Source organism: Vibrio sp. 10N.286.51.B11, from assembly GCF_041469245.1.
Classification (GTDB): Bacteria; Pseudomonadota; Gammaproteobacteria; order Enterobacterales; family Vibrionaceae; genus Vibrio; species Vibrio crassostreae_C.
Window position 1 is genome coordinate 39,768 of sequence record NZ_JBFRKI010000030.1, and the last position, 24,854, is coordinate 64,621.

General features: G+C 44.5%; 18 protein-coding genes and 1 pseudogene. 14 read left to right on the plus strand and 5 right to left on the minus strand.

All coding sequences use genetic code 11. The annotated features are described in order from the left end of the window. Nucleotides 1-65: 65 nt before the first annotated feature. Nucleotides 66-614 (plus strand): YcbK family protein, encoded by a 549-nt coding sequence (locus AB4154_RS15540; RefSeq protein WP_017060953.1) that lies wholly within the window; start codon nt 66-68, stop codon nt 612-614. Nucleotides 615-819: 205 nt separating this feature from the next. Further along, a complete protein-coding gene (locus AB4154_RS15545) occupies nt 820-1,473 on the plus strand; it encodes an MBL fold metallo-hydrolase (protein WP_017060954.1) in 654 nt (217 codons plus the stop codon). Between the two features lie 111 nt (nt 1,474-1,584). Here AB4154_RS15545 and AB4154_RS15550 read toward each other — a convergent pair whose 3' ends face one another. Further along, complete coding sequence (locus AB4154_RS15550; RefSeq protein WP_017060955.1) at nt 1,585-2,385, minus strand: DUF2982 domain-containing protein; 801 nt, start codon at nt 2,383-2,385, stop codon at nt 1,585-1,587. A gap of 220 nt (nt 2,386-2,605) precedes the next feature. Between AB4154_RS15550 and AB4154_RS15555 the strand changes: the two genes are divergently transcribed. From AB4154_RS15555 to AB4154_RS15595, 9 genes and pseudogenes are all read left to right on the plus strand, one after another. Beyond that, nucleotides 2,606-2,998, plus strand: a complete 393-nt coding sequence (locus AB4154_RS15555; RefSeq protein ID WP_017063571.1) for a hypothetical protein — start codon at nt 2,606-2,608, stop codon at nt 2,996-2,998. A gap of 553 nt (nt 2,999-3,551) precedes the next feature. After that, nucleotides 3,552-4,646 (plus strand): TRAP transporter substrate-binding protein, encoded by a 1,095-nt coding sequence (locus AB4154_RS15560; RefSeq protein WP_102428058.1) that lies wholly within the window; start codon nt 3,552-3,554, stop codon nt 4,644-4,646. 197 nt (nt 4,647-4,843) lie between these two features. Beyond that, a complete protein-coding gene (locus AB4154_RS15565) occupies nt 4,844-5,389 on the plus strand; it encodes a TRAP transporter small permease subunit (RefSeq protein ID WP_017060958.1) in 546 nt (181 codons plus the stop codon). Between the two features lie 9 nt (nt 5,390-5,398). Continuing rightward, nucleotides 5,399-6,682 carry a TRAP transporter large permease subunit gene (locus AB4154_RS15570; protein WP_029235146.1) on the plus strand — a complete coding sequence of 428 codons (1,284 nt, stop codon included), beginning with the start codon at nt 5,399-5,401 and terminating at the stop codon, nt 6,680-6,682. A 104-nt stretch (nt 6,683-6,786) separates the two neighbouring features. Further along, nucleotides 6,787-8,142, plus strand: a complete 1,356-nt coding sequence (locus AB4154_RS15575) for a cache domain-containing protein (RefSeq protein WP_017063573.1) — start codon at nt 6,787-6,789, stop codon at nt 8,140-8,142. After that, nucleotides 8,135-8,773 carry a response regulator transcription factor gene (locus AB4154_RS15580; protein ID WP_017060961.1) on the plus strand — a complete coding sequence of 213 codons (639 nt, stop codon included), beginning with the start codon at nt 8,135-8,137 and terminating at the stop codon, nt 8,771-8,773. Before AB4154_RS15575 ends, AB4154_RS15580 begins: the two co-directional genes overlap by 8 nt. 149 nt (nt 8,774-8,922) lie before the next feature. Beyond that, nucleotides 8,923-10,521, plus strand: a pseudogene (locus AB4154_RS15585) (BCCT family transporter). 271 nt (nt 10,522-10,792) lie between these two features. Beyond that, nucleotides 10,793-12,364 (plus strand): BCCT family transporter, encoded by a 1,572-nt coding sequence (locus AB4154_RS15590; protein ID WP_017060963.1) that lies wholly within the window; start codon nt 10,793-10,795, stop codon nt 12,362-12,364. 322 nt (nt 12,365-12,686) lie between these two features. Then, nucleotides 12,687-14,570 (plus strand): methyl-accepting chemotaxis protein, encoded by a 1,884-nt coding sequence (locus AB4154_RS15595; RefSeq protein WP_372123489.1) that lies wholly within the window; start codon nt 12,687-12,689, stop codon nt 14,568-14,570. A 71-nt stretch (nt 14,571-14,641) separates the two neighbouring features. Here the strand turns inward: AB4154_RS15595 and azu are convergent, their stop codons facing one another. The 4 genes from azu to trxB form a co-directional block, all read right to left on the minus strand. Next, nucleotides 14,642-15,094: an azurin gene (azu, locus tag AB4154_RS15600; protein WP_017063577.1), complete on the minus strand. Its 453-nt coding sequence runs from the start codon at nt 15,092-15,094 to the stop codon at nt 14,642-14,644. 274 nt (nt 15,095-15,368) lie between these two features. Further along, nucleotides 15,369-17,090, minus strand: coding sequence for a heme ABC transporter ATP-binding protein/permease CydC (gene cydC / locus AB4154_RS15605; protein ID WP_372123492.1), 1,722 nt, complete (start codon nt 17,088-17,090; stop codon nt 15,369-15,371). Continuing rightward, nucleotides 17,083-18,867, minus strand: a complete 1,785-nt coding sequence (cydD, locus tag AB4154_RS15610; RefSeq protein ID WP_017059751.1) for a heme ABC transporter permease/ATP-binding protein CydD — start codon at nt 18,865-18,867, stop codon at nt 17,083-17,085. Before cydD ends, cydC begins: the two co-directional genes overlap by 8 nt. A 161-nt stretch (nt 18,868-19,028) precedes the next feature. Next, the gene (gene trxB, locus AB4154_RS15615; RefSeq protein ID WP_372123494.1) at nt 19,029-19,988 is read right to left on the minus strand and encodes a thioredoxin-disulfide reductase; all 960 of its coding nucleotides are present in this window, start codon (nt 19,986-19,988) and stop codon (nt 19,029-19,031) included. 529 nt (nt 19,989-20,517) lie between these two features. Between trxB and AB4154_RS15620 the strand changes: the two genes are divergently transcribed. The 3 genes from AB4154_RS15620 to AB4154_RS15630 all read left to right on the plus strand — a co-directional run bounded on the left by AB4154_RS15620 (nt 20,518) and on the right by AB4154_RS15630 (nt 24,845). Beyond that, complete coding sequence (locus tag AB4154_RS15620) at nt 20,518-22,185, plus strand: diguanylate cyclase (protein ID WP_017059753.1); 1,668 nt, start codon at nt 20,518-20,520, stop codon at nt 22,183-22,185. 784 nt (nt 22,186-22,969) lie between these two features. Then, nucleotides 22,970-23,626, plus strand: a complete 657-nt coding sequence (locus AB4154_RS15625) for a 2OG-Fe dioxygenase family protein (RefSeq protein WP_372073733.1) — start codon at nt 22,970-22,972, stop codon at nt 23,624-23,626. Further along, nucleotides 23,610-24,845 carry a cysteine desulfurase-like protein gene (locus AB4154_RS15630; RefSeq protein ID WP_050621231.1) on the plus strand — a complete coding sequence of 412 codons (1,236 nt, stop codon included), beginning with the start codon at nt 23,610-23,612 and terminating at the stop codon, nt 24,843-24,845. Before AB4154_RS15625 ends, AB4154_RS15630 begins: the two co-directional genes overlap by 17 nt. Nucleotides 24,846-24,854: the final 9 nt, after the last annotated feature.

Below are 24,854 nucleotides of genomic sequence, written 5' to 3' on the forward strand. Positions count from 1 at the left end.
TTGACGCAGCAAATTCCATTATGTATCGTGCATTTTTCGTTCGATCTAATTGGTTTTTTTGCTGTATGTCTCAAAGTTTATTTTCACGCCGTCAGTTTCTGACTTACGCTGGTGGTACTGCTGTAGTCGCCTCTCTTACTCCTTCTATCGCTTTCGCTTCATACCCGGATCAACCAAGAACGATTAGCATGAACAATCTTCACACTGGTGAACGATTAGAGACTTGTTATTTCGATGGCACTAACTATGTTGGTGACGAGATGGCACGCCTTAGCAAACTGTGCCGTGACTTCCGCCGCAATGAGATTCATCCAATGGATAAGAACCTGTTTGATCAGATCACTCAGATTCAAAATGTACTGGGTATTCAAAAAGAAGTTCAAATCATCTCTGGCTACCGCTCTCCAGCAACCAACGAAGCGTTGCGCTCTAAGTCGAGTGGTGTCGCTAAAAAGAGCTATCACATGCTTGGTAAAGCGATCGATTTTCGTATCGATGGTGTTGATTTAAAGGAACTGAGAGACGTAGCTAAAAGTCTGCAAGCAGGTGGTGTTGGTTATTACGCTCGTAGTAACTTCATCCACATTGATACTGGTCCAGTTCGCAGCTGGTAGAGCTAAGCTGAGTTATTGAGTGATACGGTAGGCACTTGTCAAAGTAGACATCCAATGTCATAGTTTGCCCAAATTTCAGTTTGTTCTAATAATTCGGTTTATTGCTGCTCAGTTTGTTGCTGTTTAGTTTGTTATTGTTGGGTTTGTTGCCAATAACATAGCGATATTCGAGTTGTTCACCAGATTCGCTCTTTAAGGTTTGTATATGTCTCTTAAGTATCAAGTTGTACCTGTTACCTCTTTTTCTCAGAACTGCTCGATTGTGTGGTGTGATGAAACCATGGAAGGCATCGTTGTCGATCCGGGCGGTGATGTTCAACAACTCGCGGCTATCATTGAAGAACTCGGTGTTAAGGTTGTGAACTTGGTACTGACGCACGGTCACTTAGATCATGTTGGCGGTACGGTACCACTTGCTGAGATCTTGAAGGTTGAAATTGTGGGCCCGCATAAGGCAGACAACTTCTGGCTACAAGGTCTAGAGAATCAAAGTCAGATGTTTGGTTTCCCACTGTGTAAAGCTTTTGAACCAAACACTTGGTTAGAAGAGGGCGACAAAGTCACTTTTGGTAATCAAGTGATTGATGTGATTCACACGCCGGGCCACACGCCAGGTCACGTTGTATTGTTCAGTGAGCAAGCTCGTTTAGCGTTTGTGGGTGATGTGTTGTTTAACGGCGCAATTGGCCGTACTGACTTCCCACAAGGTGACTTCAATACGCTTATCGCTTCAATCAAGACTAAGCTTTGGCCACTAGGCAGTGACGTAACATTCGTTCCGGGCCATGGTCCTGAATCGACATTCGGTCGCGAGCGTGCATCAAACCCGTTCGTCGCAGATGAAATGCCTCTGTACTAATTAAATTTTTGATTTTCCAACCGATTATTTGTGTCGATTGATTGAAAATGAAGCTTAGCTTTTGTCCTGAAAGCTAAGCTTTTTTATTGTGTGTGAACTTACTGGTAAACCTTAATCAGAAAGACGTTCAGCGGCAGCCAAGTAGCGTCGAGCCAGCCCCACAAACTCTTCTCCACTCATATTCAAATCATGGGTTGATATGAAAATGTCATAACCGTGGAAGCCCCTTTGATATTTCATTCTGTTGGCAAGCATCGCCTGCAATCCAGAATAGTTTTTAATCACCGCGTTTGGACTGTTTGTCTCATTCGGTGAATCAAGGTTGTCCTGTGATTGGTTATCGTTGAAATTTACGTTGTCGGTATTCTGCGACTCTTTGTATTGGCTTAGTTCGACACAGCCACTTTCAGTACAACGCGCATGGTAATGCGATGAGTCGAGAACCATATCCTCAAAGTTGGACTCTTTGCCTGCTTGTTTGGCTCCTAAGTACAAAAGTGCTCGTTGGCTGAGCAATAATTCACAAGTTATTTTAGGGCAAATCGAATCGAGGTAGGGCGAGTAATCTTTTACTTTAATTCCGACCCAGGGCAGAGGTTGATGCCAACCATCTTGTTCATAAGTGCAAAGACCAATTTTTTGGATGTTACTCCATTTTAAAACCCAACCCCCTTTGTAAAAGTGCTGCTGAAAATGAGTCGGGGTAAGTGTGAACATCACTCGGCTACGCAGCATCAAATAGTAGCCAGTTCCCAGAAGCGCAATACTGCAAAAAGCACCCACGATCAGTAACTTTGGATTGTCACTGTAGAGCGAAACGATCAAGCAAATGAAGCCTAAAATAATGGCGAGGATACGGTACGAGCGAGTGAATGAAGGCAAAGAGAAATTACTAAGGTGACGAGTGTCCATAGGTAACACCAAGTTTTCATATTTTTGTCTGGATGGATAACCAGTGTATATGACCCTGAATTGATAAGTCGATGTTTAAATAATAGACGCTAGTAGACAATATCGGTATTTTTCGTCGACTTTCGACGCTTCACTCTACAAATAGCTCCTGTTTTTTGGTATAAATCGCGCTTCAAATTTTCACCACTGCGAAAAGAGCAGTGAACTGGAGAAATATTCAATGAGACTTGCTCATAAGCGTAAGGTGCAGGCTAAACTGCAGAAACGCACTAAAGCGGCTGTAGTTAAAGCAGTGGCAACGCCGAAAAAAGCGAAGCCTGTCGCAGAGAAAGTTGTAGCAGAAAAAACTGTAGCAGCAAAACCAGCGGTAGAGAAATCAGTAGCAGCAACTAAAGAAGTTGCAGTAGCACTGACTCCTAAGCAACAACAAGTTCTAGACATCGTTGTTAGCAATGCTGAAGGCATTAACCCTAAAGGTATCGGCCTAGAAGCTGGTCAAGAAGACGCGAAAGCAGCTTCATGGGCAACAGGCGCATTGAAAAAACTTCTTGAAGAAAACCTAGTAGCGAAAGAGCAGCTAGCAGGTAACAAGGTTATCTACAAAGCTATCTAATCCTGTGGGATTACATTCGCTTCGTTAAGTTTTTAAGCCTCGATTTTCGAGGCTTTTTTGTATCTGGCACATTATGCCAAGTCCGAGCCCAAATCCAAGCCTAAACCTAGGCTCTATAATCTCAATTCCAATTCGATATACGGCTTAACTGATTAGTGTTGTCTCGTGTCAGTGCTTCGAATCAGCAAGCACTAAATTAGGGCGTTAGCTAGGTAGATCAAGAGAGCAAAGCCTTGATTTTTTCCCCTAAAATACAGCAATGAATAGAGCTTCATCACGAAATGGCAATCAATTGTTAAGAGTATTTAATTATTAATACTTAGGTATTTATCAATACGCATTGCCTTGGTGAATATCCAAACTCCTTTGAAATCGACACTATTCAATCATCTCCTACGTAGTTCTACTTAATCCTTTGGTCTAATACGTAACTTTGTTAACGCCATGCGTGCGTGCTCTCCCTGATATCTTGTTGCCTCATCACGGTGCACTCTTATGTTGAATCATAAAAAATGCTCATAGAAAGAGTGTTAACCCAACAAAGGACGTGAACATGAGTCTCATTTCTAACTCCCTCACACGAGTTTTTAAAAACGTTGCAGTAACTGCTGCGGCTTGTTTAGCTTTGGTCGCTACTGGTGCTACAGCCGCTGATAAGGTTTACCGTTTAAAACTTGCGGAAACTTGGGGACCAAACTTCCCAGTTTTCGGTGATGCAACCAAAAACATGGCGGCGATGGCTGAGAAGATGTCGAATGGTCGACTGCAAATCAGAATCGATTCAGCAAACAAACACAAAGCACCTCTTGGCGTTTTTGACATGGTTAAGTCTGGTCAATACGACATGGGTCACTCAGGCTCTTACTACTGGAAAGGTAAAGTTCCAAACACTCTTTACTTCACTTCTATGCCTTTCGGTATGACGCCAGCAGAACAATACGCGTGGTTCTATCACGGTGGTGGTATGGAGTTAATGGAGCAGGTTTACTCTCCACATAACTTGATGTCTTTCCCTGGTGGTAACACGGATATCCAGATGGGGGGTTGGTTTCAAAAAGAGATCAACAGCGTTGAAGATCTACAAGGTCTGAAAATGCGAATCCCGGGCTTTGCAGGCGAGATTCTTGCTGAGCTAGGTGCTAAACCGACGAACATTGCCCCAGGTGAACTTTACACGTCTCTAGAGCGTCGCACGATTGATGCACTAGAGTGGGTAGGTCCATCGCTGGATTTACGAATGGGCTTCCACAAAATCGCGCCTTACTACTACACAGGTTGGCACGAGCCGGGTTCAGAGCTTCAATTCCTAGTGAACAAGCGTACATGGAACAAGCTGCCTGAAGACCTACAAGAAATCTTACGTGTTGCAATGCGTACTGCGGCTTACGACATGTACACACAAGCAACGCACGAAAGTGGTAAGAACTGGGTTTCAATGAAGACAGAATACCCAGATGTACAAGTGAAAGATTTCCCACCAGAGGTTATGTCTGCTCTGAAAGAAGCGAACGATCGCCTACTGGCTGCACATGCTGAAAAAGATGAGCTAGCAAAAGATATTCAAGCTTCACAAGCAAGCTACCTAGAGCAAGTACGTTCATGGACGGACATTTCACACAGAGCTTACCTAAATAGCCAAGCGAAATAATCGACAGTTGTTGAACTGAATCTAAATGAACCCGAAGCTTTTCTTATTGAGTATTTAAGAGTGAATAAGCCGAGGGTTCATTTAAAACATAATAACTAAGCAGGATAAATCCTGTATTACGCTCAAGAACCTTTTCTACGTCCTACAGCTCGTTACCTCAGCTGCGCGATGTCTTTTCAAATTCCATGGAGTCGGGAATGCGAAGTCTAATTTATATTGAACGCCTGTTTAATCGTATCGGTGACGCACTGGGATGGCTTTCCAGTATGCTGTTTATTTTACTTATCGCCAACGTCGTGTATGACGTTGTCATGAGATATGCCTTCAACGATGTCTCTATCGCCTTCCAAGAGATGGAATGGCACCTTTTCTCCGCCGTTTTCCTACTCGGTGTTCCTTATGCCATCAAGGCTGGTGGCCATGTTCGAGTTGACGTGTTCTATGAGCAACTGAGCTTTAAAGCACAAGCGATTATTGACCTGCTTGGCACGCTTATCTTTCTACTTCCGTTTTGCCTGCTGGTGGCTTGGTTTGGTATCGATGTTGCCAAAGAGAGTTATGAACTGGGTGAAACCTCAGGCGATCCCGGTGGCCTGCCGTATCGCTGGATCATCAAAGCTATGATCCCGCTGTCATTCTTTTTGATGGCACTCAGTGGCGTAGGTTTGATCCTGCATTCACTGAATAAGATTTTTAATCCGCATCTTATCCATGCAAACAATATTCATACAAAAAACAAGTAGAGGCTGAACATGATTGGAATAGTAATGTTTTTCGTAGCCTTGTTTGCGCTTTTACTTGGCTTCCCAGTGGCGTTTACCTTTGGTGGTATCGCGTTAATCTTTGGTGTTTGGGCTGAGGGCATTGAAATGTTTGCCTTCATGCCATATCGAATTCAATCCATTATGGAAAACACGGTTCTGATGGCCGTTCCATTGTTTGTTTTTATGGGGCTCGTTCTACAAAAGACCAAGCTTGCTGAGCAGTTGCTTGAGTCTATGGGGCGACTGTTTGGCGGCGTTCGTGGTGGTATCGCGATTTCAACCGTATTAGTAGGTTCACTACTTGCGGCTTCTACTGGCGTGGTTGGTGCTTCTGTTGTTGCTATGGGACTTATCTCCCTACCTGTAATGCTCAAGTACAATTACGACAAAGGCTTAGCCTGCGGCACTATTTGTGCGTCTGGTACGCTAGGGCAGATCATTCCACCCTCCATCGTATTGATTCTATTGGGTGATGTTCTAGGTGTTCCTGTAGGCGACTTGTTCCAAGCGGCGATTTGGCCGGGCGTGATGCTGGTCGGCGCGTACATCGTTTATATCTTGATATACGCAAAGCTACACCCTGAAGCGGCTCAACCTATTGAACGTGATGACTCCATCAGCCGTAAGCAGGAAGTGTTTAATGCACTGAAAGCGATTCTTCCGCCTCTAGCGTTAATCATTGTTGTACTGGGCTCTATCTTCGCAGGTGTTGCTACGCCAACAGAGTCAGCCGCATTAGGTGGCGCGGGTGCGATGATACTTGCACTGCTTTACGGTCAATTTAGTTGGTCGATGGTGTACGAGGCGTCGAAAGAGACGGTGAAAGTAACGGCGATGGTATTTGCTATCTTGTTGGGTGCAACGGCATTCTCAATGGCGTTTACCTACACTGGTGGCGACTATCTGGTTGAAGAGTGGATGCTACAACTGCCAGGTGAAAAATGGGGCTTCCTGATCATTACCATGCTGGTGATTCTGATTCTGGGTTTCTTCATCGACTTCGTAGAGATCTGTTTCATCATCGTGCCGATCATTGCGCCAGTTGCTGAACTGATGGGCATCAACATGACATGGTTCGCTATCCTTATTGCGATGAACCTACAAACTTCCTTCTTAACGCCGCCATTTGGTTTTAGTTTGTTCTATTTAAAAGGCGTAGCACCTAAAGGCGTGACGACTAAGGACATCTACCGAGGTGTGATGCCGTTCATTCTGATTCAAATCCTCGTACTTGGATCACTTCTCGCTTTCCCATCTTTCTATGGAATGTGAGTGAAGCCAAGAATGTGAATGATATGTTTCAACGGCTATCTATAAATTGCTAAAGTAAAACGGCTTATTGATGTTCAGTAAGCCGTTTTTTGTGAGGGAAAGGAATGCCTCTAAAAGCCAAGCTGATTTTGCTGACGTTGCTCCCGTTGCTGCTGGTAACGGCGAGTATTAGTTGGATCTCGCTGCACCAGACTAAGACGTTAGGCGCTAAAGAAGTCGAGATCTTTAGAGACAGCCTAATCAAGTCGCGTGAAAACGCCCTCAAAGACACGGTTGATCTCGCGTTCGACGCCATAGAACACGTCTATAACGATCCAAATATCCAAGAAGCCCAAGCCAAAAAAAAAGTTCGAACCATATTGTCTAAACTTAGATATGGCTCTGATGGGTACTTCTTCGCATACGATCGCCTCGGGACCAACTTGGTTCATCCAATTCAGCCAGAATTGATAGGCCAAAACCTACTCCAACTGCAAGATGAAGATGGCGATTTTCTGATAGAGGCTCTGTTAAGAGAAGCGCAAACCGGAGGCGGGTTTCACCAGTATTTGTGGCAAAAACCGTCGACGGGTGAGGTGGTGTCTAAGCTGAGCTACGCCGCTTGGTTAGAGCGTTGGGACTGGATGATTGGCACCGGCTTGTATATTGAAGACGTACACCAAGAAGTGGCTTCGATGCAGGCTGCGATAAATAAGAATATTGAAACCACGTTCTTTTCGATTGTGGTGATTTTGAGCGTAACGGTCGCGGTCATCATCGTGCTGACCTTGGCTATTAACATGCATGAACATCGGATTGCTGATAACAACTTAAAGGAGCTGGCGCATAAGACGGTGATGTTCCAAGAAGACGAGAAGAAGCATCTAGCGCGTGAGTTGCATGATGGTATTAACCAATTATTAGTGTCGAGTCGTTGCCATTTGGAACTGCTCGGTAATAAGCTACAAAATGAAGACCTTAAAGCACATTTGAATAAGTCGCAGCATTCACTGATGCGAGCGATCGAAGAAGTGAGGCACATCTCGCATCAACTTCGTCCAAGTTCATTGGATGACATAGGCTTAGAAGCGGCATTGTCTTCATTACTGTTAGATTTTCAGGCGCACTCGGGCATAGAAGTCGAGACCATGTTTGCTACTCAACCTGGTAAGTTAAAATCAGAGGCGGCGACGACCCTATATCGAGTCGTGCAAGAGTCGCTGAATAATATAGAAAAACATGCACAAGCGACCAAAGTAACGGTTATCGCTCAGCAAATTGGTAATGTGTTGCAACTACTGATTCAAGATAACGGTGTCGGTTTCAACACCTATAAAGCGATGGAAAAACGAGGGATCGGGCTGCGTAACATGAGAGAGCGAGTGGAGTTCATCGGTGGTGACTTTGAATTGATGAGTGAGATTGGCCTCGGAACGGAAATTACAGTGTTACTGACACTAGAGGGATTAATGAATGAGTGAAGTTATTCGAGTTGTGATTGCTGATGATCACCAAGTGGTACTGGATGGCTTTATGGCGAGATTGGAACTCGAGCCAGATATTAGCGTGATAGGTACGGCCAGCAATGGACTAGAAGCGGTAGAGGTCGTTAAGTCTCTGCGCCCTGATGTGGTGTTGATGGATATCAGCATGCCTATCATGAATGGCATTGATGCCACCCATCTGATTAAAGAAGAAGACCCAGAAGCCAAGGTCCTGATGCTGACCATGCATAACAACCGTGAATACATCATGAAGGTGATGCAGTCGGGTGCTGTCGGTTACATGTTGAAAGAGATTTCGGCTGAAAAAATGGTACAGGCAATCAAAACGGTCAATCAAGGATCGACCTATTTCTGTGAAAAAGTCACGCAGAATTTGTTTACTCAGCCGATTACTCCCACGCCATCTGTCAAGAATCCATTGAGCAGACGTGAAGAGGCTGTGCTGAAATTAGTCGCAAAAGGGGAGAGCAGTAAAGAGGTCGCAAAGGCGCTGAATATCAGCTATCGAACGGTAGAAACCCATAGGCAAAATATTAAGCATAAGCTCGATATTCACTCTACGGCAGAGCTTGCTAAATATGCGGTCAGCTCCGGGCTTGTGGACTGATCTTACGCTAAATAACGTTAAATGTTTAATTTACGCCTCCTTTATGGAGGTTTTTTTAGTATTTTTGCGACAGGTTGATATTCTTCTTTTCGAAATTTAAGCGCCGAATGCAATGTTGCAAACTGTGCGCTGCAAATTAGAGAGGAAGCATGGAGCCTGTAAAAGATAGGTATAGTATTGAAAATACCGATTATACAGTAGGACAAGATAACGTTCAGAAATGGGGTTTTGATATTCATAACCCAGTATTTGGAATCAGTGCAGGGGCGATCATTATCTTCCTGTTGGCACTTCTAGTCGCAGACCCTGAAACCGCAAAAGCGGCGCTTGATGGAATCAAATGGAAAGTCATTGGTAACTTCGATGGTTTCTTCATGTGGGCAGCAAACATCTTCGTAATTTTCTGTTTTGCCCTCATTGTCTCCCCGTATGGCAAGATACGTATTGGTGGCAATGATGCCAAAGCAGAGCACTCAAACCTATCTTGGATGTCGATGTTATTCGCCGCAGGAATGGGTATTGGCTTAATGTTCTGGGGTGTTGCTGAGCCAGTAGCTTACTTCACTGGCTGGTATGAAACACCACTAGGTGTTGAAGCTTACTCTCCTGAAGCGGCGAAGTTGGCTCTTGGTGCAACCATCTACAACTGGGGTCTGCACGGTTGGGCGATTTACGCGGTTGTTGCTCTAGCGCTTGCCTTCTTCACCTTCAATTAAGGTTTACCTCTATCAATCCGCTCTATTTTCTACCCTATCTTGGGTGATAGAACTTGGGGTTGGTTTGGTCATATTGTTGATATCGTCGCTGTGCTTGCAACGCTATTTGGCCTTGCAACTTCATTGGGCTTAGGTGCTCAACAAGCAACAAGTGGTATTAACCATGTATTTGGTACCGATGGCGGTATTGACATGCAGCTGATTGTTATCGCTGTGGTTACTTTCTTAGCGACAATGTCCGTGGTTCGTGGCATCAACGGCGGCGTAAAAGTGCTAAGTAACGTGAATATGCTGGTGGCTTTAGGCTTGCTGATCTTTGTTACGATTGCAGGTGGCATGGCGGGTATTAAAGCAATCCCAACCGCGCTAATGGGCTACATTGAAAACTTCATTCCTTTAAGTAATCCTCATGGGCGTGATGATGAAACGTGGATGCAAGGTTGGACGGTATTCTACTGGGCATGGTGGATGTCTTGGTCACCATTCGTAGGCATGTTCATCGCTCGTATCTCTAAAGGTCGAACGATTCGTGAATTTATCGTTGCTGTATTGTTCATCCCAACGACAGTAATCATCATCTGGATGGCTATTTTCGGTGGCATCGCGATTGATCAAGTGGCGAACAAGGTGGGCGAGATTGGTGTGAATGGTCTGCAAGATATTACACTTTCTCTTTTCCATACTTACGATGCTCTGCCAATGAGCTCTGTGCTTTCAGTGGTATCGATTGGTTTGATTATGGTGTTCTTTATCACCTCTTCTGATTCAGGCTCATTGGTTATCGATAGCATTACCTCTGGCGGTAAAGTGGATGCACCGGTTCCACAACGTGTATTTTGGGCGTTGATGGGCGGCGCGATTGCAGCGGTTCTACTATGGGTTGGTGGTACGGAATCTATTCAAGCACTGCAAGCTGGAACGGTATCGATGGCGCTACCATTTGCCTTCATATTATTGCTTATGTGCCTAAGCTTATTACTCGGTTTACGAACTGAAAATCAATTGATTAAGCACCAAAATGCTTTGAGTTAAAAGTATTTTTGATAAAAAGGTCGACAGGGTCGACCTTTTTTTCGTCATAAACTTGAGTAATTACGTGAATATTGTTTGAAATTCCATCGAGCCGATTCTAGTTTACTGAAAACAACAAGTTAACCTGCTAAACTTCAGACATCCAAGTATTTGAATTATTGTGACAACAGCTTGTACTACTTGGATCGTAGGTTCGAGTTTGTAATTAAGTCGCAGGTAAGTAAGGAATACGAGGTCAATAGACCCTAATAGAATTCCGTAGAGAGGGATGATGACTAAAGGTATAGATAAATACAGTATCGACAGTACGGATTACACTGTCGGTCAAGATAACGTCCAAAAATGGGGTTTTGATGTTCATAACCCAGTATTTGGTATTAGTGCGGGACTTATCGCTTTGTTCCTGATCGGTGTTCTTATTACAGATACCGCTTCAGCAAAGGCTGCGCTAGATGGCGTTAAAGGCCAGATTATCAATTCGTTTGATTGGCTTTTCATCTGGTCGGGTAATATTTTCGTAATTTTCTGCTTAGGTTTGATTGTTTCTCCGTACGGCAAAATCCGCCTTGGTGGTGTTGATGCGACGGCAGATTACTCATTCTTCTCTTGGCTATCGATGCTGTTTGCCGCAGGTATGGGTATCGGCTTGATGTTCTGGAGTGTGGCAGAGCCAGCGGCTTACTTCACGGGTTGGTTTGAAACTCCGTTAGGTGTTGAACCAAACACACCAGAAGCTGCAAAACTGGCATTGGGCGCAACCATGTATCACTGGGGTCTACACCCTTGGGCGATTTATGGCGTAGTAGCACTGTCACTTGCGTTTTTCTCTTACAACAAGGGATTGCCTCTTTCTATCCGTTCTATCTTTTACCCAATTTTAGGTGATAGAGCTTGGGGCTGGGCAGGTCACATTGTTGATATTCTTGCTGTACTTGCAACGCTATTTGGTCTGGCGACATCGTTAGGTCTTGGTGCACAACAAGCGGCAAGTGGTATTCAGCATGTATTCGGCATTGAAGCGGGCTTAGGTCTGCAAGTTATTGTGATTACAGCGGTGACTTTATTGGCGGTAGTATCAGTACTTCGTGGTATTGATGGTGGCGTTAAAGTTATCAGTAACATCAACATGTTGGTGGCTTTCCTACTGCTTATCTTAGTGGCTCTAATCGGCTACGCGGTGACTTTAGGTTCTATCCCAACGACATTGATGGCATACATTGAAAACATCATTCCGTTGAGTAACCCTCACGGTCGTGAAGATGAAACGTGGATGCACGGTTGGACTGTATTCTACTGGGCTTGGTGGATCTCATGGTCTCCATTCGTAGGTATGTTTATCGCACGTGTTTCTAAAGGTCGTACCGTTCGTGAGTTCATCACAGCAGTACTGATTGTACCGACTACAGTGACTATCATTTGGATGTCAGTATTCGGTGGCATGGCGATTGACCAAATCGTGAATAACGTTGGTATTCTTGGTCAAGACGGCCTAACAGATGTATCACTAGCAATGTTCCAAATGTTTGATGCACTGCCGTTCGGGACTCTGCTTTCAATCATTGCGGTTGTATTGGTTCTAGTATTCTTCATTACATCGTCTGACTCAGGCTCTCTAGTAATCGACAGCATCACCGCGGGTGGTAAAGTTGATACGCCTGTGCCTCAACGTGTGTTCTGGGCGTTCCTTGAAGGTGCGATTGCTGTGGCTCTATTGTGGGTTGGTGGTACTGAAGCAGTACAAGCTCTACAAGCGGGTGCAATCTCGACGGCATTACCATTTACCATCATTCTATTACTGATGTGTGTGAGCTTGCTAATGGGTATGCGTACAGAAAAACGCTAGGCTTTTTAAGCTGAAATCTACTGCAATTTATACGCAGTAGAACGGTAAATAATATGAAGGCAGAAGAGGAAACTCTTCTGCCTTTTTGTTTCCTCTTTACCGTGTTTTCTTGTCTCTTTTAAGCATGTGAAGTGCGATAAAAATGTTAATAACCGTAGAGACAACACAGCCTTAAATTTGGCGATAAGCCAAGGATTTGACATTACTTAAGCTTATGGTTTGCTTAAAATTATATTCCAATATTAAATTGTGAAATCGCTCGAATTTAATACTAATATTGGGTAGTATGCGCGAGATTTCCCACCACTCGTGAAACTTTGACATGAAACTAACACTAAAGCAGAAGTTGATAGGCGCTAGCCTATCTGCTGTTGTCGTTATGGCTACAGCGTTGACTTGGTTGTCAGCAAACCAATTATTTGAACAGACTCGTAATGGCGTATACCTACGAGCTGAAAGCGTATCTGAAGCAGCATCTGAAGGTATTAAAAACTGGATTGATATCCGTACTGATATCGCATCAGCATTTAATGACTTTTCACGAGAGGATGATGTTGTTCCTTTCCTTAGACAAGCTCGTGTAGCGGGTGGCTTTGACGATATCTTTTTAGGTACTCCAGAAGGTGGAATGTACCGTTCACATCCTGAACGTAATCGTGCAGATTACGATCCTCGTCAACGTCCTTGGTACCAAGAAGCAAACGCTGCAGGTAAGCAAATCATTACTACGGCTTACCAAGATGCAATCACCAAAGCACTTCTAGTAACGATCGCAGAACCTGTTCGCCACAATGGCCAACTTGTTGGTGTTGTTGGTGCAGACGTACTGATCGACCAGTTGGTTAACGATGTAATCAGCCTTGATGTTGGTGACAACGCTTACGCAATGCTAATTGATGCCTCTGACGGCACATTTCTAGCACACCCAGATTCAGCACTAAGCTTGAAGCCGGTAAGCCAGCTTTCAAACGATATCTCTATGCCTATCATCGAAAACGCAGTGCGTACGGGTAGCATCGAGATCATCAAAGAGCGCGGCGCAGACAAGCTGCTTTACTTCACGAAGGTGCCTAACACTAACTGGATCTTCGCGGTTCAGATGGACAAAGCAACAGAAGAAGCGAACCACTCAACGCTACTTACTCAGCTGATCATCACTGCTGTCGTTATTACGCTCATCGTAATCGTACTCGTGTCTTGGTTAGTAAGCTTCCTATTCCGTGATTTGAACCGTGTTTCAGCAGCACTTGAAGAAATTGCTTCAGGTGAGGGCGATCTTACTCAACGCCTTGAGCCTAAGAGCGACGACGAAATTGGTCAGCTTGCAGCAAACTTCAACCGCTTTGTGGGTAACATGCACACCATGGTGATCAAGCTAAGCGAAGTATCTGCTGCGCTAGGCAACCAAGCACGTCAAACGGCTTCTCAAGCTGAAGAACGTAGTGCTCGTATCCAAATGCAACAAGACGAGATCAACATGGTAGCAACAGCCGTTAACGAAATGGCTGCAGCAACACAAGAGATCGCAGGTAACGCAGACCACACTGCACAGAACTCATCTGAAGCGGTTGGCGCGTGTGAGCACGGTAATGGTCAAGTGACACAGACTCAAAGCTCTATCCAAAACCTTGCTCAAGAAGTTCAAATCGCAACTAACGTGATTCTCGAGCTTGAAGAGCACGGCAACAGCATCAACGCTATCTTGTCTAACATTCAAGGTATTGCAGAACAAACGAACCTACTTGCACTTAACGCCGCTATTGAAGCAGCACGTGCCGGTGAGCAAGGTCGTGGTTTCGCAGTAGTAGCGGATGAAGTTCGAGTTCTGAGCCAACGTACACACGGTTCAACGCAAGAAATTCAACAAACGATTGAGTTGCTGCAAGGTACAACAGGCAAAGCGGTTAACATCATGAACGATAGCCGTACTCTTGCTGAAACCAGTGTTGATGACGCGAACTCAGCGGCTGCAAGCCTAACGCAAATCCATGCTGCTGTTGAACGCATCAGCGACATGGCAACACAGATTGCTTCTGCTGCAGAAGAGCAAGCGTCAGTAACGTCTGAGATTACTCGTAATACTGAAGGAATCCGTGACGTATCTAACGAGCTAGCAGACGAAGCGCACCAAGCTGCAGAGCAAGCTGCTCAGTTATCTGAACTGTCTCACGAGCTAGAAAGCGAAATCAGCCGCTTCAAGCTGTAATCGAAGCCAATATAACAAAGCCCCGACTTAGGTTGGGGCTTTGATGTATCTGTACAATCTAGACTAACGAGTTATTTAAACTCAAACTTGCCCTTCATGATTGCCCAGTGGCCCGGGAATGAACATAGGAAAGAGTAGTCGCCACCGGCTGTCATTTTCTCTGTGCTGAAAGTGATTGAGGTTGACTCGCCACCACCGATAACACGAGTGAAGGCGTAAACGCGGCTGTCGTCAGGTTTTACGTAGTTATTGTCGATACCTGCCGACATACCATCGATGCCTACTGCTTGTAGCGACGCAGTGTCTGTTATAACGACGTTGTGACCCATTGATTGGGCTGGCATAGAACCAGTATGGTTTAGCGTCAGCTTCACTTCTTTACAGCTCGCTGGAACGCTTAATGTGTCAGTTGAAAATTTCATTTGATCACTAGCATCAATCGATACTTCACATTCCGAGCTCGCTTGAGCGGTAAAGCTAGCACCTACAAGCGCTATCGTTGTTGCGATTAATCGTAAAGACATACACTGTTCTCCATTATTTTAGGGGGAGGTTATTCCATGAGGTTGATTGATACGTATTATCCTAGAAAGATGATCATAGTAATGTGCTACGACTTGAATTGTGTGCAACTCGTTGCTTTGTAAATGGTAAGTTTTTGTAGGAAAGGGCAAAACTAATCAGCGCATGAACAACCGTTTAGGGGGGAATGGTTGCTCGAGACTAGAATCGCAGACAACAAAAAGCCCGAGCATAAACTCGGGCCTTGAATAGTTTTCTTTATAGCTTAAGGGGAAGCTAGATTGCCTGACGAAGTTGGAAATAACGTCCTTCTTCGTTTAACAGCTTCTCGTGAGAGCCGTTTTCAACAATCTCGCCTTGTTCAATCAGAACGATAGAATCCATCGACTCTAGACCAATCAAACGGTGCGTAATGAAGATAACCGTCTTGCCTTCAAAGTGCTTCTCGAACAGCGTCATGATGCTGTGTTCTGTTTGCTTATCTAAGCCTTCTGTTGGCTCATCTAGAAGCAGGATAGGGGCATCATGAAGAATCGCGCGTGCGATACCAATACGGCGCTTCTCACCCCCAGACAGTTGACGACCACCGTCACCTAACCAGCTATCAAGTGCATTATTCTCAAGCAGCTTTTCTAGGCCAACATCTCTTAGGATATTTGCTAAGTGATCATCGGTCGCTTCTGGTCTTGCAATCAACAAGTTGTCACGCAAAGTACCATTTAGAATGTCGACACGTTGGCTTACTACACTGATTGATTCACGAAGCTGCGATTCGTTCCACTGCGTCAGTTCAATACCCGCGATTGATATGTAGCCCTTTTTAGGATCCCAGTAGCGAGTCAGAAGCTGAATCAGAGTCGATTTACCAGAACCCGTTTGACCAACAATCGCAACCTTGTGCGTGGCAGGGATCGTTAGGTCAACAGCGTTCAGAACACTGCGCTCAGAATCAGGGTAGTTGAACGTCACGTTTGAGAACGTAATATCAAGCGGCTTGTTGATGTCTAGCTTCTCTTCAGCGAACTGAACTTCAGGCTCCGACAAAATAACTTCGTTCAAGCGACGTGCTGAAGACAGAGTTTGACCTAAATGCTGGAACGCACCTGCAATTGGCATTAATAGCTCGAAGCTTGCCATGGTTGCGAATGCCATTAGCGCGATGAACGGGTCTGGTGCATTACCACCCACACCGTCAGCCGCAAGCCAAAGCATAAGAACCAACGTCAAACCGTTGAACAGCATTAGCGCTGCTGAAGCCATACCGGTTAGGTTAGCATTCACAAACTGATTCGCCATCAGCTTGCGTTGAGTCTCTAGAATGGCATTACGGTAACGCTCTTCAGCACCAAACAGAGTCAGTTCGCTGTAGCCTTCAATCCAATCTAGCGTAGTCACACGAAGATCAGCTTTGTTCTGTGTCAGTTCACCACCGTTACGTTTACCCAATTTGTAGAACAAGATTGGCCAAACCAACAGCATGATCAGAAGGATAGAACCCAAGATCAAACCAAGCGAGCTATCGAACCACATCAAGAACAGAGTCAGGAAGAAGATCCCGAACACACCCACCGTCACAGGGCTTACTAAGCGCAGGTACACGTGATCCATCGCGTCTACATCAGCAACCAAACGGTTCAGTAGGTCAGCATCACGAAGGTTTGAGATACGACCTGGGATCAGCGGAGCCAGCTTCTTGAAGAAGAAGATACGTAAATCAGTTAACAGTTTGAATGTTGCATTGTGGCTGACAACACGTTCACCCCAACGACCCGCAGTGCGGCTCATTGCCAAACCACGTACACCACCACCCGGCAGCATGTAGTTGAAGGTTTCACGTGCAATCGTAAGGCCTGCAACCGCAGAAGCTGAAATGAACCAGCCTGATAGCGTTAACAAGCCAATAGAAGCCGACAGAGTAGCAAAAGCCAGTAGCATGCCTAGCGATAGGCCAAACCAATGCTTTTTATAGAGTTTCAGGTAAGGCAGTAAATCACGCATCTAAATTACCCTTATTGTCTTGTTGAGCTAAGTTCGCGTTAAGCATCTCTTCGAATAAACCACCCGCAGTCGAAAGCTGAGAGTAATGACCTTGTTCAACAAGACCACCATCGCGCATAACCAGAATGTTATCGACCGATTGAAGCGGAGCGAGCTGGTGCGTCACAAGTAGGGCAGTGCGGCTTTCGATGTTGCTATTGATGCCTTTCATTACCAACTGTTCGCTACGAGTATCTAGGCTGGCAGTGGGTTCATCGAGCAACCAGAACTGACCGTCTTGAATCATTGCGCGAGCCAGAGCCAAACGCTGAGATTGACCAACAGATAAGCCGCCAGAACGATCAGAAATCATGTAATCCAAGCCGTGCTCATTTACGAATTCGTTAGCAAAAGACTGCTCAAGTGCATTCTCGACAACTTGGTCAGTGATATCGTGCTTACCTAGAGTGACGTTGTCACGAATTGTGCCGTGCAGTAGTAACGGGTTTTGACCAACCCAGCTAATGGTTTTACGCCAAGAGGCCAAGTCTAGGTCACGCAGTTCAATGCCATTGATTTTCAAGCTTCCTTCATAAGGCATGAAACCAAGAATAGCGTTGATCAAACTTGTTTTACCTGCACCACTTGGGCCAACTAACGCAGTCGATTGGCGAGTGTTAAGCGCGAACGAGATAGGACCAACCAGTTGAACACCTTCAGGGCTCAATACTTTCAGATCTTGAGCTTCAATATTGATGCCTTGAGCCGGGTCTAACTGAGTGTCGCCTGATTTAACTTTAGTGATGTCTGTTTCTAGGAACTCGACAATACTTTCCGCTGCGCCAACCGCTTGTTGTTTCGCATGGTAGAAAGTACCTAAATCACGCAGAGGTTGGTAAAACTCTGGCGCCAAGATAAGGATAAACAAACCTGCGAATAGCGTAATGCCAACGCCGTAGTGGCCGAAGTTAAGCTCGCCGATGTAAGTGAAACCAAAGTAAACCGCCGTCATCGCAATCGAGATAGACGTGAAGAACTCAAGTACTGCAGACGACAAGAAAGCGATCTTCAATACATCCATGGTGCGCGTTCTGAACACCTCAGATGCACCTTTCAATACTTCTGTTTCAGCGTTTGTGCGGTCAAATAGACGGATGGTTGTCATTGACTGCAAACGGTCGTAAAAGTGACCAGAAAGACGTTGCAGTGCTTTGAAGTTTTTACGGTTTGCATCGGCTGCTTTCATACCCACAAGTGCCATGAACATTGGTACCAGTGGAGCAGTAATCAAGAAGATCAGTCCTGCTGCCCAGTTTACTGGGAACACCACAACCAAAATAATGAATGGAATCATTACCGACAAAGACATCTGAGGTAAGTAACGAGAGAAGAAGTCTTGCATGTCTTCGACTTGTTCTAGCAACAGGGTTGCCCACGTACCCGCAGGTTTGCCTTTGATATAAGCAGGGCCCAACTCACGTAACTTATCAAGGATCAGTTGCCTGATGTAGACACGGATCTGTTCACCACAGCGATAACCTGCGATCTCACGTCCCCATGTACAGCCAGCACGGCCAACGACCGATAATGCCAAGCCTGCGAAATGACCAACCAGTTCAGATTTATCGACATTTTCGATGATCAGCTGGTGAAGAATAGAGGCGAGAAGAGCTGCTTGAGCAATTAAGAACACGCTTGAAAGTACGCCAAGGCTAATCGCAATCATAAGCCAGCGTTTCGCTAACTTACTCTGTTGCTTAAGCCACTTGTTCAAGCTGCGTTGTTTTTTCTTATCCATTATGAAGGCTTAATGATAATTATTATTTGTTGAGGGCGGCTAGTATACAAAAGAAAGCCCAGTGGATATACCACTGGGCTCTAGGGATTTACAACAAAATGTGATGACGCCCTGCATCTACTGAGGCGAGAGCACCGATAATCAAATCTGCAATCTCAGATTTACTTATCGTTAAGGCCATCTAGGAAGCGTTCAGCATCCAGTGCAGCCATACAACCTGTACCAGCAGAAGTGATTGCTTGGCGGTAGTTGTGGTCCATTACATCACCTGCAGCGAACACGCCTGGGATGCTAGTTTGTGTTGCGTTACCTTCAAGACCAGACTGAACGATGATGTAGTCATCTTTCATATCCACTTGGCCTTTGAAGATTTCAGTGTTTGGTTGGTGACCGATAGCAATGAATGCGCCCATTACTTCGATATCTTCTGTCTTATCAGACTGAGTATCTTTAATACGAACGCCAGTCACGCCCATGTCGTCGCCTATAACTTCGTCTAGCGTGCGATCAGTGTGAAGAACAATGTTGCCGTTCTCTACTTTGTCCATTAAACGCTTCACAAGAATCTTTTCAGCGCGGAACGTGTCACGACGGTGAACTAGATGAACTTCAGACGCGATGTTAGACAGGTAAAGTGCTTCTTCAACCGCCGTGTTACCACCACCAACAACCGCTACTTTCTGGTTGCGGTAGAAGAAACCATCACACGTTGCACAAGCAGAAACGCCGCGGCCTTTGAATGCTTCTTCAGACTCTAAACCTAGGTACTTAGCTGATGCACCTGTTGAGATGATCAACGCATCACACGTGTACTCGCCAGAATCGCCTTTAAGACGGAAAGGGCGGTTTGATAGGTCGACTTCGTTAATGTGGTCGAACAGGATCTCTGTTTCAAAGCGCTCTGCGTGCTCTTTCATGCGATCCATTAAAGCTGGACCCGTTAAACCTTCAGGATCACCCGGCCAATTTTCCACTTCTGTTGTGGTTGTAAGCTGACCACCTTGCTGCATACCGGTAACAAGTACAGGGTTTAGGTTTGCACGAGCAGCGTAAACTGCAGCTGTATAGCCAGCAGGGCCAGAACCAAGAATCAATAAATTACAGTGCTTTACGTCGCTCATGAGGACTCCGAAATTGAAATTGTTTTTATTTATAATCGCTTAGGATTGTATGGAAAATATGGAGGCAATAAAAGGTTAAACAAGGGCAGAAGTGTAATTAATCGTTATACGTTAGAACATAACCGAACTAAATGATGGTCTTGTAATCCTGTGTCTTAGATCAATAGCGATAAGTCAAGGAAAGTGCTCTTGCAAACAGCTATGCATATTGCTCACTTTTAGGGCCTTCTTGATCATGGTGTTTCTATAGCAGTATTTACTTTTTTGCGTATACATTGATGAGTAGAAAAACAAGAGAACCTGAATCCTATGTTTTATTTTAAAAAGTTTGCGTTAAAAGACGCTGCAAGAATTCATCAAAATTAGCGTGCAGATAAGCGACCACAAGACGCACTTTTAGTATGAACGGCATGATTACAAACAGGTGTAATGTTGGTTAATACTTGAACTGTTGAGTGTTTCTCAGTTGTTATTTTTTTGTATGTGTTATTATTGATATTTATATATTGCGCGGAATTATTTGAACTCTATGCAGATTCTAATCCTTTTTATCAATGTGTTTATTGTGTGCCTGAATTCGGTTTTTGCTTCTCCGCTGCAGGTCAGCGGGGAACAATCTGTGTTAGCTAATGAAGCTGTAAGATGGTATGAAATGCCTTTGTTATCTGATCCAGTCGATTTTCCCATATTAAAAAAACACATTGAATCCTCTCCAAGGATTGAAACGATATTTGGTGGTGAAGGGGCGTTTGGGTTGAGAGTTGATTTGGCCAACTCCGATATCAAGTCGTCACAACAAATAGTTACACTCCGTGCAAACTATTTGGATCAAGGTTGGGGGTACTGGCAATCAACAAATGGTCAAGTAAGGCGAATACTTGATTTTGGCCAATTAAGTAACAAGAGTATCTTGCATCTGCATAGGCAAAGCTTCCCGTTAATATTGAATGCGGAGGAATCTGGAACACTTTGGCTCTACTTGGAAGCAAAGAAATTTCCAAAGGCAGTTAACTTCACTCTTCAACCTGAATATCCATTTTATATTCACGTTTTCCGCAACAATACGCTCACATTAGCTTCTATTACTGTCATGCTAACGTTGGGAGTTTTCGCTCTTTTTTGTTACTTTCAAACTAAACATCCAGTCACACTGGCTTGTGCTGGTTATGTTGGGCTACATGGCCTGGGATGGTTCGCCGCTTCAGGCGCTTGGGGGTACTTATTATCAAGCCAAAGCTGGAACCCAGTTTATTTTGGAATGGTATTGTTTCCGTTTGCGGTTGCTTTTTCTTGCTATTACACAAGATTATTGTTTGGATTTCCGCAGCATTTTATTCGTATTAATCTTACCTTTCAGGCCTTTAGTTGGCTGTGTGTCATTATCGGGTTTATTAATGTCTTTGCCCCGTTTTCGTTGACTTTTGTTATGTCCCATTTAATTGCGGCAATCTGGGTGCCGACAATGATAGTGACTGGCGTATTGATGGTTTATCAACGAAACTTTGTCGCTAAATATTATTTGATCGGTGGTCTTTGTTATGGCACGGCTTTGGTATATTACATTTTTGCGCATTTTGCACCATTGCCGACTCAGAGATCGACAGAAGTCATCGTTGTTGTTGCATTAGCAATAGATTGTACCTGCATTTTATTGTCACTGACTGAATGGTTGCGGATTCAACAACATCAACATCAGAAAACCTATATCCAGTCGAGGGTGGATAGTTTAACGGGGCTTGGAAACCGGCTGGATTTTAATGATGCGAGTAAACAATTAGTACATCATTCCTATTGTATCGTCTTCATCGATTGTGATGGCCTTAAATCGATTAATGATACTTATGGTCATGATGAAGGGGATCGCTTTTTAGAATACACCAGCCGCATGATGCGAGAAAAATTTACAGACCTTGGAATGGTTTATCGAGCTGGTGGCGACGAATTTATCTGGTTGTTGAAAGTGGATAAAGAGAAACAAGTTGAGGCTCTCTATTCTCAGATTGAGCTTAGAGTGACTCAGGTGGAAGAGCAAATTCGCAGTGCTGATTGGCCTCAGTCTGGCCTCAGTTTTGGAAGCGCATCTAGTTTTGAATGTGTCAATTTTTCTGAGTGTTTGAGCTTAGCTGACCAGCGAATGTACCAGCAGAAGCGCTCGAAGAACGGTTTTAAAAATCAGTCCAGTGAAATTGAGTGTTAGCTAAATTCCCTATTTTCTAAGTGAATCGTTTTAAGTCTAGTTAACTTATTTTCGTTTTGACTTTTGGTGTAAATGTCACCAAAGGTGGCTCTTTTAGCAACCAACCTTTCAAGCTTGCTTACCCTCTCATCTGTTTTGTGTAGAACATTCCCAATCTTTATAGTCGCCTATTTTTAACGAATTCTAAGTTAGGACATAAAGGCAGACCATCATATTCCAAATAAACGCATCATTTATAATTGTAGGTTTTATTAGAAAGCACTCTATTTGAGGGCGGCCGAGTTCCCCCCCGAACTCGACCTGTTCCAGACGCGCAAGCAAAGGCGTTTGGTTTCTGGCGTACTCATAAATTAACCAATTTCAGTTTGTTGTGTAAATAATCAATAGCTTGCCAACTGATAGGTGGGTCGTATTTCGCTGTGCAAAAGCATAGAAATGAATGATGGCGAGCGTGGTGCTTGAGTTCATGTAAGGAGGCTGGCGTATTGAAGCGAAAGGGCTGACACAATATGAAACATAGCTTGCTAGTTTATAATATCGTTAAATTTAAATTTGCAGGGATTTATAACTAGCTAGTGGAGTGTGCTAGTTTTAAGAGTTGGTCATCTTTTATTCTGGTGTTATACACTGCTTTTTGATTTCAGGTTGGATTTAGTGTCTGAATTATTAAATCTGACGGGATAAATGATTGTTTAATGTTGATTTGACAAGATCTTCAAGTATCCTTTATGTAAACAAAACGTTAAATATCGAAAGTAAATTAACAATCATTAAGGAGTCGATGATGTTACATGCTCACGAAAATACCCTACATATTACCCACCTCAGTAACCACGCAGTTGAGGAGTTGTCACCTTCATTCTCTAAGCTACCAAGTACAGAGCATGCGGATGGCCAGTTTCGATTGAGAAGGTACTCGGTGGTTCAATTCAGTAATGGACAAGTCGTTGAGCTAGACAAACATAACTTTGTTCAGTCTGAAAACATTAATCACTTTCAAGGTGATGTTGTTCGTCAGTTCGAGCCGATTGAAGCACCAATTCTAAGCAGCCAAGGCATGCAAGAGATGTGTGAACTGTTTATTGAAACCAACGGGCTTGAAGACGGACAAGAAATCGAAATCCACCAAATTCGTATCGCTGCCATTTATGAAGAGACGCAGGTTGCGCCAGAAGGCGTGCACCAAGATGGCTTCGACCACATCGCGTTAATTGGTGTGAACCGTCATAACATTGTGGGTGGCGAAATCATGCTATACCAAGATTCTCATGAAGCGCCATTCTTTAGAAAAGTGCTTGAAAACGGCGATGTTACGATGCTTGCAGACAGCAAGTTGTGGCACAACGCACAACCAATTCGCACTATAGACCACGATGAGATGGGTTACATGGATTTGTTTGTGCTAACGGCTAAGGATGCGCGTAATGTCCTTCACTCTTAATGATGTGCGCCAACAGTTTAGTGCTTTAGGCCAATATCATAACGGCAAGCCTGTGACCTTTTTTGATGGTCCGGGTGGCTCTCAGGTGCCTGAGAATGTTTTAGCTTCAATGACCGAATACCTAGGGCATTTTAATTCAAACCTAGGCGGCCACTATTTTTCTAGCCAAAAGACCACAAGCTTAATGCAGCAAGCGAGAGAAGCGGCGCAAGCACTGCTTAATGCGGAGTCTTCTGGTAACGTTGTGTTCGGTGCGAACATGACATCTCTGACCTTCCAACTTAGCCGAGCGATCAGCCGCGATTGGAAAGAGGGCGATGAAGTTATCGTCACGGCGTTAGACCATTACTCAAATGTATCGAGCTGGCAGCAAGCGGCAGACGACAAAGGCGCGATAGTTCGCCAGGTTCGTGTCGACGAGTCAGATTGCAGTTTGGATATGGCGCATTTTGAGTCACTGTTGAACGAGAAAACCAAGCTTGTCGCGGTGACGTTTGCTTCGAACACGACTGGCTCTATTGTCGACATGGCAAAAGTTATTGAGCTTGCACATCAGCATGGTGCGCAGGTTTATGTCGATGCCGTTCATTACGCGCCACATCACTTGATCGATGTTCAGCAGCTGAATTGTGATTTCTTAGCGTGTTCAGCGTATAAATTCTTCGGCCCGCATGTGGGCATTGCTTATGTTGCACCTCAATGGCTACACACGTTAAAGCCTTACAAGGTTGAGCCTGCAACCAATATTGGCCCAGGCCGTTTTGAAACAGGTACGCAAAGCTTTGAAGGCCTTGCAGGTGTGATTGCGGCGGTAGATTACTTGGCGCAATTCGGTGAGCCAACCGACTCATTGCGTTCTCGTTTAGAGCAAAGCTACGCGCTTTATAATAAGCATGAAAGCCAGCTCAGTGAGTACTTCCTTAAACGCTTGTCTGATCTTGAAGGGGCAAAGCTTTACGGGAAAACAGAGTTTGATTCGAACCTAAGAACGCCAACCTTTGCGGTTACCTTTGAAAACCATTCTCCAGAGTTCATCGCCAAGAAGCTGGGTGAACATAATATCTGTGTGTGGAACGGACATTTCTACGCATTAGGTTTGGTGAAACAGTTGGGTATTGAAGAGCAGGGCGTGGTGCGTATTGGTTGTATGCATTACAACTCGATTGAAGAGATCGACTTGTTGTTCAATGTGCTTGAAGGGATCTTGCGAAGCCATTAGTAGAAGTAA

Excerpts from the sequence above, each read along its gene's own strand:
- AB4154_RS15540 (WP_017060953.1), top strand. The coding sequence starts at position 66 with ATGTCTCAAAGTTTATTTTCACGCCGTCAGTTTCTGACTTACGCTGGT.
- AB4154_RS15545 (WP_017060954.1), top strand. The coding sequence starts at position 820 with ATGTCTCTTAAGTATCAAGTTGTACCTGTTACCTCTTTTTCTCAGAAC.
- AB4154_RS15550 (WP_017060955.1), bottom strand. The coding sequence starts at position 2,385 with ATGGACACTCGTCACCTTAGTAATTTCTCTTTGCCTTCATTCACTCGC.
- AB4154_RS15555 (WP_017063571.1), top strand. The coding sequence starts at position 2,606 with ATGAGACTTGCTCATAAGCGTAAGGTGCAGGCTAAACTGCAGAAACGC.
- AB4154_RS15560 (WP_102428058.1), top strand. The coding sequence starts at position 3,552 with ATGAGTCTCATTTCTAACTCCCTCACACGAGTTTTTAAAAACGTTGCA.
- AB4154_RS15565 (WP_017060958.1), top strand. The coding sequence starts at position 4,844 with ATGCGAAGTCTAATTTATATTGAACGCCTGTTTAATCGTATCGGTGAC.
- AB4154_RS15570 (WP_029235146.1), top strand. The coding sequence starts at position 5,399 with ATGATTGGAATAGTAATGTTTTTCGTAGCCTTGTTTGCGCTTTTACTT.
- AB4154_RS15575 (WP_017063573.1), top strand. The coding sequence starts at position 6,787 with ATGCCTCTAAAAGCCAAGCTGATTTTGCTGACGTTGCTCCCGTTGCTG.
- AB4154_RS15580 (WP_017060961.1), top strand. The coding sequence starts at position 8,135 with ATGAGTGAAGTTATTCGAGTTGTGATTGCTGATGATCACCAAGTGGTA.
- AB4154_RS15590 (WP_017060963.1), top strand. The coding sequence starts at position 10,793 with ATGACTAAAGGTATAGATAAATACAGTATCGACAGTACGGATTACACT.
- AB4154_RS15595 (WP_372123489.1), top strand. The coding sequence starts at position 12,687 with ATGAAACTAACACTAAAGCAGAAGTTGATAGGCGCTAGCCTATCTGCT.
- azu (WP_017063577.1), bottom strand. The coding sequence starts at position 15,094 with ATGTCTTTACGATTAATCGCAACAACGATAGCGCTTGTAGGTGCTAGC.
- cydC (WP_372123492.1), bottom strand. The coding sequence starts at position 17,090 with ATGCGTGATTTACTGCCTTACCTGAAACTCTATAAAAAGCATTGGTTT.
- cydD (WP_017059751.1), bottom strand. The coding sequence starts at position 18,867 with ATGGATAAGAAAAAACAACGCAGCTTGAACAAGTGGCTTAAGCAACAG.
- trxB (WP_372123494.1), bottom strand. The coding sequence starts at position 19,988 with ATGAGCGACGTAAAGCACTGTAATTTATTGATTCTTGGTTCTGGCCCT.
- AB4154_RS15620 (WP_017059753.1), top strand. The coding sequence starts at position 20,518 with ATGCAGATTCTAATCCTTTTTATCAATGTGTTTATTGTGTGCCTGAAT.
- AB4154_RS15625 (WP_372073733.1), top strand. The coding sequence starts at position 22,970 with ATGTTACATGCTCACGAAAATACCCTACATATTACCCACCTCAGTAAC.
- AB4154_RS15630 (WP_050621231.1), top strand. The coding sequence starts at position 23,610 with ATGTCCTTCACTCTTAATGATGTGCGCCAACAGTTTAGTGCTTTAGGC.